13 protein-coding genes and 1 pseudogene are annotated in these 16294 nt (G+C 68.6%); 8 read left to right on the forward strand and 6 right to left on the reverse strand.

What is annotated here, in order from left to right; all coding sequences use genetic code 11:
- Positions 1-385: 385 nt before the first annotated feature.
- Positions 386-733: pseudogene (locus WG902_RS18890) on the reverse strand (TetR/AcrR family transcriptional regulator); the annotation flags it as partial.
- Between WG902_RS18890 and mddA the strand changes: the two are divergent.
- Both mddA and WG902_RS18900 read left to right on the forward strand, forming a co-directional pair.
- Positions 717-1484 carry a methanethiol S-methyltransferase gene (mddA, locus tag WG902_RS18895; RefSeq protein WP_340061749.1) on the forward strand — a complete coding sequence of 256 codons (768 nt, stop codon included), beginning with the start codon at positions 717-719 and terminating at the stop codon, positions 1482-1484. The pseudogene WG902_RS18890 and the gene mddA sit on opposite strands and share 17 nt — an antisense overlap.
- A 34-nt stretch (positions 1485-1518) precedes the next feature.
- Positions 1519-2067 (forward strand): DUF924 family protein, encoded by a 549-nt coding sequence (locus WG902_RS18900; protein WP_340061750.1) that lies wholly within the window; start codon positions 1519-1521, stop codon positions 2065-2067.
- 23 nt (positions 2068-2090) lie between these two features.
- Here WG902_RS18900 and WG902_RS18905 read toward each other — a convergent pair whose 3' ends face one another.
- The 3 genes from WG902_RS18905 to WG902_RS18915 all read right to left on the reverse strand — a co-directional run bounded on the left by WG902_RS18905 (position 2091) and on the right by WG902_RS18915 (position 4460).
- On the reverse strand, positions 2091-2558 hold the full coding sequence (locus WG902_RS18905; RefSeq protein WP_340061751.1) for a hypothetical protein: 468 nt from the start codon (positions 2556-2558) through the stop codon (positions 2091-2093).
- Between the two features lie 160 nt (positions 2559-2718).
- Positions 2719-3231, reverse strand: coding sequence for a single-stranded DNA-binding protein (gene ssb, locus WG902_RS18910; protein ID WP_340061752.1), 513 nt, complete (start codon positions 3229-3231; stop codon positions 2719-2721).
- 23 nt (positions 3232-3254) lie between these two features.
- Positions 3255-4460, reverse strand: a complete 1206-nt coding sequence (locus tag WG902_RS18915; RefSeq protein ID WP_340061753.1) for an MFS transporter — start codon at positions 4458-4460, stop codon at positions 3255-3257.
- A gap of 128 nt (positions 4461-4588) precedes the next feature.
- On the opposite strand from WG902_RS18915, the gene uvrA reads away from it, so the two are divergent.
- The 3 genes from uvrA (at position 4589) to WG902_RS18930 (ending at position 9911) form a co-directional block, all read left to right on the forward strand.
- Positions 4589-7510: an excinuclease ABC subunit UvrA gene (gene uvrA / locus WG902_RS18920; RefSeq protein WP_340061754.1), complete on the forward strand. Its 2922-nt coding sequence runs from the start codon at positions 4589-4591 to the stop codon at positions 7508-7510.
- Between the two features lie 38 nt (positions 7511-7548).
- Positions 7549-9543, forward strand: a complete 1995-nt coding sequence (locus WG902_RS18925; protein ID WP_340061755.1) for a hybrid sensor histidine kinase/response regulator — start codon at positions 7549-7551, stop codon at positions 9541-9543.
- A 110-nt stretch (positions 9544-9653) separates the two neighbouring features.
- A complete protein-coding gene (locus WG902_RS18930; RefSeq protein WP_340061756.1) occupies positions 9654-9911 on the forward strand; it encodes a GlsB/YeaQ/YmgE family stress response membrane protein in 258 nt (85 codons plus the stop codon).
- Here the strand turns inward: WG902_RS18930 and pyrF are convergent.
- Complete coding sequence (pyrF, locus tag WG902_RS18935; RefSeq protein WP_340061757.1) at positions 9908-10747, reverse strand: orotidine-5'-phosphate decarboxylase; 840 nt, start codon at positions 10745-10747, stop codon at positions 9908-9910. The two genes, WG902_RS18930 and pyrF, sit on opposite strands and share 4 nt — an antisense overlap.
- A 34-nt stretch (positions 10748-10781) precedes the next feature.
- Between pyrF and WG902_RS18940 the strand changes: the two genes are divergently transcribed.
- Complete coding sequence (locus WG902_RS18940; protein WP_340061758.1) at positions 10782-11678, forward strand: DMT family transporter; 897 nt, start codon at positions 10782-10784, stop codon at positions 11676-11678.
- A gap of 125 nt (positions 11679-11803) precedes the next feature.
- Complete coding sequence (locus WG902_RS18945) at positions 11804-13717, forward strand: PAS domain-containing hybrid sensor histidine kinase/response regulator (RefSeq protein WP_340061759.1); 1914 nt, start codon at positions 11804-11806, stop codon at positions 13715-13717.
- Positions 13718-13730: 13 nt separating this feature from the next.
- On the opposite strand, the gene WG902_RS18950 is transcribed toward WG902_RS18945, so the two are convergent.
- Positions 13731-14564, reverse strand: a complete 834-nt coding sequence (locus WG902_RS18950; protein WP_340061760.1) for a M48 family metallopeptidase — start codon at positions 14562-14564, stop codon at positions 13731-13733.
- 32 nt (positions 14565-14596) lie between these two features.
- Between WG902_RS18950 and WG902_RS18955 the strand changes: the two genes are divergently transcribed.
- A complete protein-coding gene (locus tag WG902_RS18955; protein WP_340061761.1) occupies positions 14597-16207 on the forward strand; it encodes an AmpG family muropeptide MFS transporter in 1611 nt (536 codons plus the stop codon).
- Positions 16208-16294 lie beyond the last annotated feature (87 nt).

Below are 16294 nucleotides of genomic sequence, written 5' to 3' on the forward strand. Positions count from 1 at the left end.
CGAGCGCTCTGAGGTGCAGCTTCGGGTCGCCCGCGCCCGTCAGCATCGCGAGCTCCATGCCGATCCAGTAGTTGCTGATCCAGCAGGCCACCACGTCGGGGGGAAAGTCCAGTTCCAATCCGTAGTGCTGCACGGCCTCGTTGGCCACGCCATTGATCACGTCGAACCAGGCGTTGATGCGCGGGCGGAACGCCTCGCGCAGCTTCTCGTTGGACATGCTTGCCGCATACAGCTCCATCAGTACGCGCACGAAGCCGGACGCCAGGTCGTTTTCGTAGAAGCGGCGCGCCTGGGCCCACTTGTCCGCGTACCTCCCGGGTGCTTCGTAGAGGCGCCGCTGGCGGGTGAGCAGCCTGCGGTTCGCTTCGTCGAGCACCGCGATGACCAGCTCGTCCTTGCTCTTGAAGTGGTAGTTGATGAGCGCGTGGTTGACGCCGGCGTCCTTGCCGATCTCGCGAACGCTCATGGCCGAATAGCCCTCCCGCGCCAGCCGCTGGAATGCGGCCTCCAGGATGCGTGACTTGGTGTCCACCCGGTCCGGGGCCGCCTCGGCGACCGGGCTGGCTGGGAGAGGTCGAAGGTTTGAACGCATGGGCAATGGAGGATGGCGTAACGAACACCTCTGCACGGGGCGAGGCCATTGTAGCCACCCAGGATTTGACGAAACCGGCCGCCATGGGTAAATTGAACACCTGTTCAACTTCCAGGAGCCGGCCATGGCCCGTGTCGTCATCTTCCTGTACAGCGTGGTCGCCTATGTGCTGTTCCTCGCGGTCTTCCTCTACCTGATCGCCTTCGTCGGCAACCTGTGGGTTCCCAAGTCCATCGACAGCGGCAGCGCGACGGATGTCGGCGTCGCGTTGATCGTGAACCTGGTGCTGATCTCGCTGTTCGGGCTGCAGCACTCGGTGATGGCGCGTCCCGCGTTCAAGCGCTGGATCACCGGCTTCGTGCCCGCCGCGACGGAGCGCAGCACCTTCGTGCTGGCCGCCTCCCTGGTCCTGGCGCTGGTGATGTGGCAGTGGCGTCCCATCCCCGGCGTGCTCTGGACCACCGAAGGAGCGGCCGCGACTGCGCTATGGGCGATGTTCGCGCTGGGCTGGGGCATCGTGCTGCTGTCCACGTTCCTCATCAACCACTTCGACCTGTTCGGCCTGCGGCAGGGCTACCTGCACCTGGTGCAGCGCGTGCCCACGCCGCTGGTCTTCCGCACCACGCTGCTCTACCGGCTGGTGCGGCACCCGATCATGCTGGGATTCCTGGTCGCGTTCTGGTTCACGCCGCACATGACCGTGGGCCACCTCCTGTTCGCGGTCGGCATGAGCATCTACATCCTGGTCGGCGTGAAGCACGAAGAGCGCGACCTGGTCGATGCGCTCGGCGCGGACTACATCGCCTACCGTCGCAGCACGCCGGCGCTCATCCCCGGCCTGCCCGGTGCAAGCGAGGATCTGCCGGTGCAGGCGCAGCGCGAACACGCGTGACCTGAAGGCGGTCGCGAGGCGGCAGAATCGAGGCATGACCGCCCCGCTCGCCACCGCCGCCGACGTCGTCGCTTTCTGGCGCGAGGCGGGGCCGGCGCGCTGGTACCGCAAGGACGATGACTTCGACCGGGAATTCCGCGATCGCTTCCTGGCGACCCACGAAGCGGCGGCGCGGGGTGATCTGGACGGCTGGCTGGCGACGGCACAGGGCGCCCTGGCCCTGTGCATCCTGCTCGATCAGTTCCCCCGCAACGCCTTTCGCGGCAGCGCCCGCATGTTCGCCACGGACGCCAAGGCGCGGGAGGTCGCGCGCAGCGCGCTGGGCAGCCAGTTCGACCAGCAGGTCGATGGCGAACTCCGGCAGTTCTTCATCATGCCGGCCATGCATTCGGAGGACCGCGCCGACCAGGAGCTCTGCGTCAGCCTGGCGAGCGCGCTCCCCACCGATACGCTGCGCTGGGCGGTGCTGCACCAGGACATCATCGAGCGCTTCGGACGGTTTCCGCACCGCAATGGGCTGCTCGGGCGGGCGAGCACGGAGGAAGAGCGGCGCTTCCTGGACGAGGGCGGGTTCAGCGGGTAGGGGGCAGCGGGCAGCGCCCCGGCTCAACTGCCTCGACCGAGCCTGCGATAGATGCGCACGACCAGTTCCTCGGCCGCCAGCATCACGATGATCACCACGATCAGCGTGATCACGCCGTGCCAGATGCCGTGGAACTGCACGTTGTCCCCGAAAGCGAAGCTGAGCGCCTCGAGGATCAGGAACTTCGACCCGAACAGCACGAGCCAGGCGCAGAAGTACTTGAGGAACTTCATCATCGCGCCCGGCTTCGTACTGAAATAAGCCATGACGCGGTGCTCGAACGCTATCGTCAGCTGCAGCAGCAGTTGCAGCAGCACCGCCGCCAGCAACGAGGTGGTGAACGTGTCGACGACGACCTTCTCCGAGTATTCGGCGAAGAGGTTCAGCACCACCAGGTCGATCAGGAAGCCGACGAAGTAGCGGACGAACAGGCGTTGCCGGTCGAGTGGTGCTTCGACAATGGCCGGTGCAAACGCTTCTTCCTTCGACATCGAGGCCTCCTGAGGCCGCCTACTTTGCGGCAAGAAGGCTCCGCCGCGGATGGGACCAAGGTCCAATGGTCGCGCTCCAGGCAGCACCGGCTTTTGCGCGACCTGTGCGCGCAGCAGCGGCCACCACCGCTGAAGCCGGGGGGGCCTGCCGCGGTTCTATCTAGAACGGAATATCGTCGTCCATGTCGTCGAAGCCGCTCGCCGGCTTGTTCGCGGCCGGGCGCTGCCCCGCCGGGGCGCCAGCAGGCGGGCGGCTCGGCGGCGCGGAGCGACGCGGTGCACCACCGCCCCCGCCCATGTCTTCGTCACCGCCGCCGCCGGCCGGAGCACCCATGCCCTGGCGGCTGCCAAGCAGCTGCATCTCGGAGGCGACGATGTCGGTGGCGTTCTGTTCCACGCCCTCCTTGTTGGTGAACTTGCGGTAGACGATGCGGCCCTCGACGTAGATCGGGCTGCCCTTCTTGACGTACTCGCCGACGATCTCGGCCAGCCGGTCGAAGAAGGAGACGCGGTGCCACTGCGTTTCCTCGACCATCTCGCCGCTGGTCTTGTCCTTGCGTTTGCTCGTGGTGGCAACGCTCACGTTGGCGACGGCCTGGCCGGACGGCAGGTAGCGCACTTCCGGGTCGCGCCCGCAGTTGCCGACCAGAATGACTTTGTTGACGGATGCCATGTTTCCTCCGGATTGGGTGGCAATTATGTCGCCTGGGCTTCGTCGGCCAGCACTTCTTCGGCGGACTGGCGCGCGGGCGGCGCACGCATGGGCCACGCGACGGCCAGCCACACCAGCATCAACGTGGCGCAGGCACCGAACAGCCCTTGCCAACCAACGTTCTTGGCCAGCCAGCCGCCGACCGCTCCCCCCACGAAGAAGCCCAGCGATTGGAGGGTGTTGTACACGCCCAGGGCGGCGCCGCGCGACTGCGGCGGGGCCAGCCGCGAGGCCAGGCTGGGCTGCGTGGCCTCCAGGATGTTGAAGCCGCAGAAGAACAGGAACAGCAATCCCGCGAGCAGCGCCAGGCCGGGGCTCGCCGCGGCCACGGCCAATCCGACCTGCACCAGCAGCACCACCGCGATGGCAGCCAGGAACACGGCGCGCAGGTAGCCGCGCCGCTCCAGCGGGAACAGGGCGCCCATCACGAGGAACGACGCCACCACGGCGGGCAGGTAGACCTGCCAGTGCGCCTCCTTGGCGAGGCCGGCTTCGACCAGCAGGGCCGGGATGGCCACCCACATGGCCAGTTGCACCGCATGCAGGATGAACACGCCGACGTCCAGGCGCAGCAGCGCCGGGAGCGTGATCACATCGGCCAGCCGCCCCCGCGGAACGCTGGCGTGCTCGCGCGGAGCCGGCGGCGTCCACCAGAGGACCACCGCGATGCAGCCCAGCGCCAGCAAGCCGGTGATCACGAACAGGCCATGCAGGCCGATCCGCGCGGCGAGCAGCGGGGCGGCCACCAGCGACAACGCGAACATCAGGCCGATGCTCGCGCCGACCATCGCCATGGCCTTGGTCCGCACGATGTCGCGCGTCTGGTCGGCCAGCAGCGCCGTCACCGCGGCGGACACGGCGCCCGCCCCCTGCAGCGACCGCCCGGCAATCAGCCAGCCCAGGGTGGGTGCGGCGGCGGCGACGAAGCTGCCGATGCCGAAGACCAGCAGCCCGAGCACGATCACCCGCTTGCGGCCGAACCGGTCGGACGCCAGGCCGAAGGGGATCTGCAGCAGTCCCTGCGTCAGGCCATAGATGCCCATCGCCAGCCCTACGAGCGCGGGATCGTCGCCGCCGGGATAGCGGGCCGCCTCCAGCGCGAACACGGGCAGCACGAGGAACAGCCCCAGCATGCGGGCGGCAAAGATGGTGGCCAGCGAGCCGCTGGCGCGGCGCTCGGCCGGCGTCATGCGGGCGGAAAGGTCGGAAGGGGAGGCGGTCACGAAGGCAAAAAGCGGCGCAAAAAGCGCGCCAAACCCCGCATTCTGGGACATATCGCCAACCGCCCGGCTTGGGCGGGATGCGCCGGCACCCTATCATGTCGGGTTCCCCTCAGCGCGCCAGCACCTTGAACCACAGCACCGACGGCAAGTACCTGCACGCCGCCCTCGGCCAGCGGATCAGCATCCGCGGCGCGCGCACGCACAACCTCAAGAACATCGACCTCGACCTGCCGCGCTACCAGCTGGTCGTGATCACCGGGCTGTCTGGTTCCGGCAAGTCGTCGCTCGCCTTCGACACCCTCTATGCCGAGGGGCAGCGCCGCTACGTCGAAAGCCTGTCGGCATACGCCCGGCAATTCCTGCAGCTGATGGACAAGCCGGACGTCGACGTGATCGAGGGCCTGTCGCCCGCGATCGCGATCGAGCAGAAGGCCACCAGCCACAATCCGCGCTCCACGGTGGGCACGGTCACCGAGATCCACGACTACCTGCGGCTGCTGTTCGCCCGCGCGGGCACGCCCTACTGCCCGATCCACGAGGTCCCGCTGCAGTCGCAGACCGTCTCGCAGATGGTCGATGCCGTGCTGGCGCTGCCCGAGGACACGCGGCTGATGATCCTGGCGCCGGTGGCGCGCGAGCGCAAGGGCGAGTTCGCCGACCTGTTCGCCGAGATGCAGGGCCAGGGCTACGTCCGTTTTCGGGTCGGCGGCGAGGTGTACGAGTACGACGCCCTTCCCAAGCTGAAGAAGGTGGAGAAGCACGACATCGACGTGGTGGTGGACCGCCTGAAGGTGCGCGCGGACATGCAGCAGCGCCTGGCGGAAAGCTTCGAGGCGTCGCTGCGGCTGGCCGACGGCCGCGCGATCGCCATGGAGATGGAGGGCGGCAAGGAGCACCTGTTCAACGCCAAGTTCGCGTGCCCGGTGTGCCACTACTCGATCGCCGAACTCGAGCCGCGCCTGTTCTCCTTCAATTCGCCGGTGGGCGCCTGTCCCAGCTGCGACGGCATCGGCACGCGGGAGTTCTTCGACCCGTCGCGCGTGGTCGCCTTCCCGGAGCTCTCGCTGGCCGGCGGCGCCATCAAGGGCTGGGATCGCCGCAACGCGTACTACTTCGCGATGATCGACAGCCTCGCGCGGCACTACAAGTTCGACGTCGACGTGCCGTTCCAGGACCTGCCGGCGCACATCCGCAAGGTGCTGCTGCAAGGCTCGGGCGAGGACGAGATCCGCTTTTCCTACTCCATGGAGTCGGGCGCCTCGGCCGGCCGCAAGGTGACCAGGAAGCACGCCTTCGAAGGCATCCTGCCCAACATGGAGCGGCGCTACCGCGAGACCGATTCGCCCGCGGTGCGCGAAGAGCTGGCGCGCTACCGCAGCCTGCAGCCCTGCCCGGAATGCGACGGCACCCGGCTGCGCAGCGAGGCGCGCCACGTGCGGCTGGGGGAAGGCGCGCAGGGCCAGGCGATCTTCGAGATCGGCCACATGACGCTGCGCGAAAGCCATGCCTACTTCGAGCACCTGAAGCTGCAGGGGGCCAAGGCCGAGATCGCCGACAAGGTGGTGCGCGAGATCGGCAACCGGCTGAAATTCCTGAACGATGTCGGCCTCGGTTACCTCAGCCTCGACCGCAGCGCCGAAACGCTGTCGGGGGGCGAAGCGCAGCGCATCCGGCTGGCGTCGCAGATCGGCAGCGGCCTCACCGGCGTGATGTACGTGCTCGACGAGCCGAGCATCGGCCTGCACCAGCGCGACAACGACCGCCTCATCGGCACGCTGCAGCACCTGCGCGATCTCGGCAACTCGGTTCTCGTGGTCGAGCACGACGAGGACATGATCCGCGCCGCCGACTACGTGGTGGACATGGGCCCGGGCGCCGGCATCCACGGCGGACGCGTGGTGGCGCAGGGCACGCCCGACGAAGTGCTGGCCAACCCGGCGTCGCTGACCGGCCGCTACATGGTCGGCACCATGAAGATCCCCGTGCCCGCCAGGCGGCATCGCCTGGGCGAGCAGCCCGACCCGCAGGTGATCCGCATCGAGGGCGCCAGCGGCAACAACCTCAAGGGCGTGACCGTGGACATCCCGGTCGGCCTGTTCACCTGCGTGACCGGCGTGTCGGGCTCGGGCAAGTCCACGCTGGTCAACGACACGCTCTACACCGCGGTCGCGCGCGAGCTCTATCGCGCCCACGACGAGCCCGCGCCGCATGACGCCATCGAGGGCATCGAGCACTTCGACAAGGTGATCAACGTCGACCAGTCGCCGATCGGCCGCACGCCGCGCAGCAATCCGGCCACGTACACAGGCCTGTTCACGCCGATCCGCGACCTGATGGCGGAAACCGCCACGGCCAAGGAGCGCGGCTACGGCCCCGGACGCTTTTCCTTCAACGTGGCCGGCGGCCGCTGCGAGGCCTGCCAGGGCGACGGCGTGGTGAAGGTGGAGATGCACTTCCTGCCCGACGTGTACGTGCCGTGCGACGTCTGCCGCGGCCAGCGCTACAACCGCGAGACGCTGGAAGTGCAATGGAAGGGCCGCAACATCGCGCAGATCCTCGACATGACGGTCGAGGACGCGCACGATTTCCTGAAGCCGGTGCCGGCCATCGCGCGCAAGCTGCAGACGCTGCTGGACGTCGGCCTCTCGTACATCAAGCTGGGGCAGGCCGCCACCACGTTGTCGGGCGGCGAGGCGCAACGCGTGAAGCTGGCGCTGGAGCTGTCCAAGCGCGACACCGGCCGCACGCTCTACATCCTGGACGAGCCCACGACCGGGCTGCACTTCGCCGACATCGACCTGTTGCTCAAGGTGCTGCACCAGCTGCGCGACGCCGGCAACACCATCGTCGTGATCGAGCACAACCTGGACGTCATCAAGACCGCCGACTGGGTGATCGACATGGGCCCGGAAGGCGGCGATGGCGGCGGCACCGTGGTGATGTCGGGCACGCCGGAGGAAGTGGCAGCCCATCCGCAGAGCCATACCGGTCATTACCTCAGCCGTTTGCTGGGTTGACTTGCATCGGGCATGCGCGGCTTTAGACTGCGTTGGCGATGCACCTCGATCCCCGTTTAAGTTTTCTCTCCGGCCCTTCAGTGATGGCGCAGCTGATGCGCGACAAGGACTGGTCCGATTCAGCGGTGGGCCCGCCGCAGGAATGGCCGCAGGCACTGCGCTCGGTGGTGAACCTGCTGCTGGGATCGGCGTTCCCGATGTTCGTGGCCTGGGGCCCGCAGCTCGCCCAGCTCTACAACGACGCCTACCTGGAAATCATGGGCGCCAAGCACCCGGGCGGGCTGGGCCGGCCGCTGCTGGAGAACTGGGCCGAGATCCGGCAGGACGTCGGCCCGCTGGCGGAGCAGGCCATGCAGGGGCACTCGCGCTATCTCGAGAACCTGCCGCTGCGCATGCGCCGCGGCCGCGGCGAAGGCGAAGAGGACACCTGGTTCACCTTCTCCTACTCGCCGGTGCAGGACGAGAGCGGCGCGGTGGCCGGAATGTTCTGTGCCTGCATAGAGACCACCCGTACCGTGTTGGCCGAGCGTGACCTGCGCGCGCGCAGCGAGTGGCTGCAGACACTGTTCGACCAGGCGCCGGGGTTTGCGGCGGTGCTGCGCGGACCGGAGCACGTGTTCGCCCAGGTCAACGAGGCCTATCGCAACCTGGTGGGTGGACGCGACTTGATCGGACGCTCGGTCGCCGACGCACTGCCGGAGGTCGTCAACCAGGGATTCGTGGGATGGCTGGACGCCGTGTACCGGACTGGCGAGCCCTTCATCGGGCGCGCGGTGCCGGCGGTGATCAGCCGCAGCACGGGCGAGCCGCCCTACGAAGCCTTCATCGACTTCATGTACCAGCCCCTGCGCGACGCCGCCGGGCGCGTCGACGGTATCTTCGTGCAGGGCCATGACGTCACCGAGCAGCACCGTTCCCGCGAGGCGCTGCGCCAGGCCGACCGGCAGAAGGACGAGTTCCTGGCGACGCTGGCGCACGAACTGCGCAACCCCCTGGCGCCGATCCGCAGCGCGACCTACCTGCTGCGGTCGCCGGCCGCTCCGGCGGAAGCGCGCAACCGCGCCACCGAGATCCTGGCGCGCCAGGTCGACCACATGGCACGCCTGCTCGATGACCTGATGGACATCTCGCGCATCACGCAACGGCGGCTGGTGCTCAAGCGCGAGCGCCTCACCGTGGCTGCCGCCGTCGAGTCCGCACTGGAAGCGGGCCGGCCGCTGCTCGAAGCCAAGCGGCATCGCCTGCAGACCAACGTGGTCGACCCGGACGCCTGCCTCGATGCCGACCCGCTGCGCCTGACCCAGGTGCTGTCCAACCTCCTGAACAACGCGTCCAAGTACACGGACCCCGGTGGCCGGATCGCCGTGGACGCCCGGCAGTCCGGCGACTCCATCGTGTTCACGGTGAGCGACACGGGCATCGGGCTGAGCGAATCGGCCATCCGCACCATGTTCACGATGTTTGCCCAGGAGCAGACGGCGCTGGAGCGCTCGGAAGGCGGCCTTGGCATCGGGCTGGCGCTGGCCAAGGGCCTGGTCGAGTTGCACGGCGGTCGCATTTCAGCCTCCAGCGAAGGCCCGGGCCTTGGCAGCCGCTTCGTGGTCGAACTGCCCGCCGCCCCGGCACCGGTGGCGGCGACGGCAGCCTCGCCGGCCGCCGCGAGCGCCGCTGCGCGCCCCCGAACTGTCTTGCTCGCCGACGACAACAGCGACGCGGCGGAAGCGTTGGCCGAGTTGTTGCGGCTGGAGGGTCACGTGGTCCACACCGCCGCCCACGGCCTGCAGGCGGCCGAGATGGCGGTGGCGCTGCGCCCCGACGTCATCGTGCTCGACATCGGCATGCCGGGCCTGAACGGCTACGAGGTCGCGCAGCGCATCCGCGCGCAGGCCTGGGGCGCCAAGCCACTGCTCGTGGCGGCCACCGGCTGGGGCCAGGAAGGCGACCGGCAGAAGGCGACCGCCGCAGGCTTCGATCGGCACCTCACCAAGCCCTTCGATCCGCAGCGCCTGGTCGACCTGGTGGGGGAAAGCTGACCCCGCCGCGTTCGCATTGTCGGACCCTTCCATGACGATTCCGCCTACAGGGCCCATGCGGGCGGCCTCCTAACATCCCTGCATCAACAACGGGAAATCGGGAGCCAGGAATGGAAATCATCGGAACGATCGTCGTCGGCTTCATCGTGGGCCTGATCGCGCGCGCCATCAAGCCGGGCAACGACCGGATGGGCATCATCATGACCACGCTGGTCGGTATCGCCGGCGCCTTCCTGGCCCGCTATGCCGGCCAGGCGATGAACCTCTACACGGCCAACGAGCCGGCTGGCTGGATCGCCTCCGTGATCGGCGCCGTGGTGCTGCTGTTCATCGTGGCGATGGTGCGCGGCCGCTCGCGCGTGCGCTAGACCGGTTCGGCCAGCGGCTTCGCCGCTTCGAGCAGGTCCCGCGTCCTCGCCGCCTCGCGCCGCGCCGCCTCCGCGAAATCGGCGCCCTGCGAGGCGTAGAGGATCGCCCGCGAGGAATTCACCACGATCGGCGCGTCGCTGCGCCAGCCGGCGCGCACGGTGGCGACGGGGTCGCCGCCCTGCGCGCCGACGCCCGGGATCAGCAGCGGCAGGGTCGGCGCGATGCTGCGCACCTGTTCGATCTCGGCCGGATAAGTCGCCCCCACCACCAGCCCCAGCTGGCCATTCAGGTTCCAGGGCCCCTGTGCGAGCCGGGCCACGTGCTCGTACAGCAAGGGCTGGCCTGCCACCGAGGCCAGTCGCTGGTTCTGCAGGTCGTCGCCTCCCGGGTTCGAGGTGCGGCAGAGCAGGAAGGCGCCCCGTTCCGGGCCCTTCAGGTAAGGCTGCACCGAGTCGAAGCCCATGAACGGCGATAGCGTCACCGCATCGGCGCCGTAGCGCTCGAAAGCTTCGCGCGCGTACTGCTCGGCGGTCGAGCCGATGTCACCGCGCTTGGCATCCAGGATCACCGGCACGTACGGGAAGCTGGCGCGCAAGTGCCGCATCAGCCGCTCCAGCTGGTCCTCCGCACGGTGCGCGGCGAAGTAGGCGATCTGCGGCTTGAACGCGATGGCCAGGTCTCCGGTGGCGTCGACGATCCGGGCGCAGAAGTCGAAGATGCGCCCGGCGTCGTTGGCCAGGCCGGCGGGAAAGCGCGTCGGCTCCGGGTCCAGTCCCACGCACAGCATGGAGCCGTTGCGCTGCTGGGCGCCCTGCAGCTTCTCGATGAAGGTCATGGGCGAATTTTAGGTGCAGCGACAATGCGGGCCGATGCCAGCCCTCTCCCGCACGCAACTCGCCCTGGTGGTGATCCTCACCCTGGCCTGGGGCTTGAACTGGCCGGTCATGAAACTGGGCGTCACCGAGTTCCCGCCCCTGACCTTTCGCGCGCTGTCGATGTGGCTCGGGCTGCCCGTGCTGGGCGCGGCGCTCCTGCTGATGAAAGTGCCATTCCGCATTCCGCGCAAGGACTGGCGCGAGCTGCTCTGGCTGGCCGCCACCAACATGTTCGTCTGGCACGTGTGCATCATCCTGGCCATCCGCACGCTCTCCAGCGGGCGCGCCGCCATCCTGGGCTACACCATGCCGATCTTCTCGGCGCTGATCGGCGCGCTGTTCTTCGCGACGCCGCTCGCCCGGCGCGGCTGGCTGGGCGTCGGCGCCGCCTCTGTCGGCGTGGTGCTGCTGCTCTGGCACGAGCTCACCCACCTGGCGGGCCGTCCCTGGGGCGTCGGGCTGGCGCTCGTGGCCGCGGCCTTCTGGGCGCTGGGCACGCAGAACCTGCGGCGCACCCGGCTCGCCGCCCCGGCGCTGGCGCTGTCGTTCTGGATGACGGTGATGACGGCCGTCCTGATGGCCGTGCTGGCCTTCATCTTTGAGGCGGAGCAGTGGCGGCTGCCGGAAAGCACCGTCACCTGGGCGATCCTCTACAACGCGGTCCTGATCTTCGGTTTCGCCCACGCGGCCTGGACGGTGCTGGCCAAGGGCCTGCCGCCGGTGGCTTCGAGCCTCAGCGTGATGATGATCCCGGTGCTGGGTGTGTTCAGCGGCGCGGTCTGGCTGCGGGAGCCGGTGCACTGGCAGGACTGGACGGCCGTGGTGCTGATGATGGTGGCCATCGGGTCCGTGTTGTGGCCGGCGCGCCCGCTACGCGACACATCCATGTAGCATGGACAAAGCAATCCGGGTTAGAACGAAATGCAGACAAGGGTTAGCCGGGCTGTAGGACACCGCCGCGTTCCTCCGCAGCCTGCGGCAGCGTCAAGCACGCATCTGCTGATAATCGGCTGCCAATGCCCAAGCTGAACGACCCCGCGACCGACCAGCGCCTGCACTTGCTGGTGGAGGCCGTCGTCGATTACGGCATCTTCCTGCTGGATCCGGACGGGCGCATCGTTTCGTGGAACACCGGTGCCGAAAAGCTCAAGGGCTGGCGGCCCGACGAAATCATCGGCCAGCATTTCTCCGTCTTCTACCCCCGCGCGGCGGTCGAGACCGGCTGGCCGGAGGAGGAACTGCGGCTGGCCAAGGCCCGCGGGCGGTTCGAAGACGAAGGCTGGCGCATCCGCAAGGACGGCAGCCGCTTCTGGGCCAACGTGATCATCACGGCGCTGTACGCCCCCGACGGCGAGCTGACCGGCTTTGCGAAGATCACGCGTGACCTCACGGAGCGCCGCCAGCATGAAGAGGACTTGCGCGCCAGCGAGGAGCGCTTCCGCCTGCTGGTGGACAGCGTGCGCGACTATGCGATCTTCATGCTCGACACGGTGGGCATCGTGCGCAGCTGGAACGCCGGCGCCCGTGCCATCAAGGGCTACACCGCCAGCGAAATCATCGGCCAGCATTTCAGCCGGTTCTACACGCCCGAGGGCAAGGCCGCCGGCAAGCCGGAGCAGGAGCTGGCGGCGGCGCGCGAGCACGGCCGGATCGAGGACGAAGGCTGGCGCGTGCGCAAGGATGGCACGCTGTTCTGGGCCAACGTGGTCGTCACGGCCATCAAGGGGCCCGGCGGCGAGCTGCGCGGCTTTGCCAAGATCACGCGCGACATGAGCGACCGCCGCCGGCTGGAAGAGCTGGAGAGCTCCAGCCGTCGCATGAACGAATTCCTGGCGATGCTGGCGCACGAGCTGCGCAACCCGCTGGCGCCGATCCGCAATGCGGTCACCATCATGCAGCTCGAAACGCTGGCCAGCCCTGTGCTGCGCAACTGCCGCGACGTGATCGACCGGCAGTTGACGCACGTGACGCGGCTGGTGGACGACCTGCTGGACGTGGGGCGGCTGACCACCGGCAAGATCAAGCTGCGCAAGGAACTGCTGCGGCTGTCCGACGTGGTCGCGCGCAGCGTCGAGACGGCCCGTCCGCTGATCGCCGGGCATAAACACACGCTGCAGGTGGACCAGCCCGCCGAGCCCCTGTACGTGAATGGCGACTCCACGCGCCTGTCGCAAGTGCTGCAGAACCTGCTGGTGAACGCAGCCAAGTACACGCCGGAAGGCGGACGCATCCACCTGGACGTCAATGCGTCGGCCGACTTCGTGAACATCCATGTGCAGGACAACGGCCGCGGCATCGCCCCCGAGAACCTGGACACCATCTTCCAGCTGTTCATGCAGGCCGATACCGGCACCTCCGTGGCCGCCGAGAGCGGACTGGGCATCGGCCTGACACTCGCGCGTTCGCTGGTCGAAATGCACGGCGGCACGGTCGAAGCGCGCAGCCCCGGGCTCGGGCAAGGCAGCACTTTCACCGTACGCCTGCCGCGGTCCGCGCAGGCCGCCGTGGCGGTGGACGCGCAGGAACGCGAGGAGACCGGCGGCGGCCTGCGGGTGATGGTGATCGACGACAACCGCGATTCCGCCGACAGCGCGTCCGACGTGCTGCGCTTGCTGGGCCACCGGGTGGAATGCGCCTACGACGGCGCCTCGGGCGTGGCGGCCGCCGCGCGATTCAAGCCGCACATGATCCTGCTGGACCTGGCGATGCCGGGCATGGACGGCTACGAGACGCGGCGCCAGTTGCGGGCCCAGCCTTCGGCGACTCCCGCGTTCCTCGTCGCGATGACCGGCTTCGGCAACGAGGACGACAAGAAGCGCACCCGCGAGGCCGGCTTCGACGCGCACCTGACCAAGCCGGTCGAACTCGACGCCCTGATGTCGCTGCTGAGCGCGGTGCGTGGCCGCGAAGGCATGAACCCGGCCCTGTGACGGCCGGCGCGTCTCAGCGCCGCGCCACGGCCTGCTGGTAGAGCCCCTCGACGCGCGGGATGTTGGCCTGCAACCGCTTGATGCGGTCGGGGCCGCTCGGGTGGGTGGACAGGAAAGCCGGCCCCCCCTTGCCGCCCGCCGCCTTGGCCATCTTCTGCCAGAGCGTGACCGACGACTTCGGGTCGAACCCGGTACGGGCGCCGAGGTCCAGGCCGATCAGGTCGGCTTCGATCTCGTCGTCGCGCCCGAACTTCAAGGTCAGCAGCTGGGTGCCTACGCTTGCCGCGGCATGCCCGAGTTCGCCCAGGCCGAACAGCGACGCGCCGAGGGACAACAAGGCGCCCGTGCCCTGGCTCTTGGCAATGCGCTCGCGGGCGTGTTCGCGCAGTGCGTGGGCCATCTCGTGCCCGAGCACCATCGCCACCTCGTCGTCGCTGAGCTTGAGCTTTTCCAGGATGCCGGCGAACACCGCGATCTTGCCGCCCGGCATGCAGAAGGCGTTGATGGAAGGGGTGTTGATGAGGTTGAACTCCCACTTCCACTGGCGGGCGCGGTCGTTCCAGCGCCCCGCATCGGCAATGAGGCGCGCCGAGATGGCCCGCAGCCGCTGGACCTGGGCGTGGCTCTCCGGCACCAGTGCGTCCTTGGCCTTGGCCTGCTCGATCAATTGCGCATACTGCGCCGTCGCCATCTGCTCCAGCTTTTCCGCCGGAACCAGGGTGCGCAGGCGCGACGCTTCCCCCACCTGGACCTGGCCGAGGACCGAACCGGCCGCGAGGGCTCCGCCGGCAAGAAGGAAGGCGCGGCGCCCGGACCAGGGCGACTTGGCGGCACAGAGTTCACACATGCGCAAATAATGCAGCAAGCTCCAGCACTGCCATGTCAGACCCCACCGCTACCACTGCCCAGACCCCACCGCCCAAACCCACCTGGGGCGAAACGCTCAAGGTGTACACCGAGCCCGCCACGCTGCGCATGCTGTTCCTCGGGTTCTCGGCGGGGCTGCCCTTGCTGCTGGTGCTGGGGACCTTGAGCTTTCGCTTGCGCGAAGCGGGCATCGACCGCACCACCATCGGCTTCCTGTCCTGGGTCGGCCTGGCCTACGGCGTCAAGTGGATCTGGGCGCCGCTGGTGGACCGCGTGCGGCTGCCGTTGCTGACACGCTGGCTCGGGCAGCGGCGCAGCTGGCTGCTGATGGCGCAGCTGGCGATCATGGCCGGCCTGTGCGGCATGGCCATGGTGGACCCGAAGGCGTCGCTGGAACCGATCGTCTGGTGCGCGGTGGTGGTTGCCTTCGCGTCGGCGACCCAGGACATCGCGCTGGACGCCTTTCGCATCGAGTCCTCCGGCACCGAACGCCAGGGCGCCCTCGCGGCGGCCTACCAGACGGGCTACCGGCTGGCGATGATCTGGGCCGGCGCCGGCGTACTGTGGATCGCGGCGCGCGCCGAGATCTCCTCCGCCGACCTGTACGAACACGCCGCCTGGCGCACCGCTTATTTCGTCATGGCGGCGTCGATGCTGGTCGGCGTGGCCACCGTCCTGCTCTCGCGGGAGCCGAGACCGCGCGACGCGCAGGCGGACCGCAACGACCGCGCCGCGGTGGCAGCCGCGTTCGCGCGCGACGGGCTGCGCTTCGCCTGGCCGCAGGCGCTGCTGTTCTTCGTGCTGATCGCGCTGCTGGCCGCGATGGTGCGCGCGTCGTTCGGCGCCATGGGCTTGCCGGAGCTGGGCCTGTACCTGGCGCTGGGCGCCCTGGCCATCACGGGGCTGCGCAACGGCTGGGGCGAGGCGCGGCCGCTGCACATGCCGGTGGCTCCCGCCGCCGCGCCCGCCGTCGCCTGGCTGGACGTGGTGATCGTCGAACCTTTCGCCGACTTCTTTCGCCGCTACCACTGGCACGCCGCACTGATCCTCTGCCTGATCGCCGTGTACCGGATCAGCGACGTGGTGATGGGCATCATGGCCAACCCCTTCTACGTGGACATGGGTTTCACCAAGGACGAAGTGGCCGCCGTGAGCAAGGTGTTCGGCGTGATCATGACGCTGGTGGGCGCCTTCCTCGGCGGCGTGCTGACGCTGCGCATCGGCGTGATGCGCACGCTGATGCTCGGTGCGGTGCTGAGCGCGGCGAGCAACCTGCTGTTCGCGTGGCTGGCCGGCATCGGCCACAACGTGCAGTTCCTGGTGTTCGTCGTGTCGGCCGACAACCTGTCCAGCGGCATCGCGTCCGCGGCCTTCGTCGCCTACCTGTCGAGCCTGACCAACCTGCAGTACTCCGCCACGCAGTACGCCTTGTTCAGCTCACTGATGCTGCTGCTGCCGAAGTGGCTGGCCGGCTTCTCCGGCAAGTTCGTGGACGCCTACGGCTACGGCAACTTCTTCGTGGGCACCGCCATCCTGGGCCTGCCGGTGCTGGTGCTGGTGTGGCTGGCCACGCGCAATGTCCGTACGCAGCCGGGCGAGCGACCGGCTGTTCCGGTCGACTGAGCCTTCCTCCCTCGCTCCCTGACTGGGCGCCGTGCCCTCCTCCCTCTCCCCCTGGGAGAGGGCCGGGGTGAGGGCCCGCGCGGCACT

The sequence above is a fragment of the Ramlibacter sp. PS3R-8 genome, from assembly GCF_037572435.1.
Classification (GTDB): Bacteria; Pseudomonadota; Gammaproteobacteria; order Burkholderiales; family Burkholderiaceae_C; genus Ramlibacter.

What these genes read in the sequence shown, in the direction of transcription:
- WG902_RS18955 (WP_340061761.1), top strand. Translation starts at nt 14,597, where the DNA reads ATGTCAGACCCCACCGCTACCACTGCCCAGACCCCACCGCCCAAACCC.
- pyrF (WP_340061757.1), bottom strand. Translation starts at nt 10,747, where the DNA reads ATGACCTTCATCGAGAAGCTGCAGGGCGCCCAGCAGCGCAACGGCTCC.
- WG902_RS18925 (WP_340061755.1), top strand. Translation starts at nt 7,549, where the DNA reads ATGCACCTCGATCCCCGTTTAAGTTTTCTCTCCGGCCCTTCAGTGATG.
- WG902_RS18940 (WP_340061758.1), top strand. Translation starts at nt 10,782, where the DNA reads ATGCCAGCCCTCTCCCGCACGCAACTCGCCCTGGTGGTGATCCTCACC.
- mddA (WP_340061749.1), top strand. Translation starts at nt 717, where the DNA reads ATGGCCCGTGTCGTCATCTTCCTGTACAGCGTGGTCGCCTATGTGCTG.
- WG902_RS18900 (WP_340061750.1), top strand. Translation starts at nt 1,519, where the DNA reads ATGACCGCCCCGCTCGCCACCGCCGCCGACGTCGTCGCTTTCTGGCGC.
- ssb (WP_340061752.1), bottom strand. Translation starts at nt 3,231, where the DNA reads ATGGCATCCGTCAACAAAGTCATTCTGGTCGGCAACTGCGGGCGCGAC.
- WG902_RS18945 (WP_340061759.1), top strand. Translation starts at nt 11,804, where the DNA reads ATGCCCAAGCTGAACGACCCCGCGACCGACCAGCGCCTGCACTTGCTG.
- WG902_RS18905 (WP_340061751.1), bottom strand. Translation starts at nt 2,558, where the DNA reads ATGTCGAAGGAAGAAGCGTTTGCACCGGCCATTGTCGAAGCACCACTC.
- uvrA (WP_340061754.1), top strand. Translation starts at nt 4,589, where the DNA reads ATGTCGGGTTCCCCTCAGCGCGCCAGCACCTTGAACCACAGCACCGAC.
- WG902_RS18950 (WP_340061760.1), bottom strand. Translation starts at nt 14,564, where the DNA reads ATGTGTGAACTCTGTGCCGCCAAGTCGCCCTGGTCCGGGCGCCGCGCC.
- WG902_RS18930 (WP_340061756.1), top strand. Translation starts at nt 9,654, where the DNA reads ATGGAAATCATCGGAACGATCGTCGTCGGCTTCATCGTGGGCCTGATC.
- WG902_RS18915 (WP_340061753.1), bottom strand. Translation starts at nt 4,460, where the DNA reads ATGACGCCGGCCGAGCGCCGCGCCAGCGGCTCGCTGGCCACCATCTTT.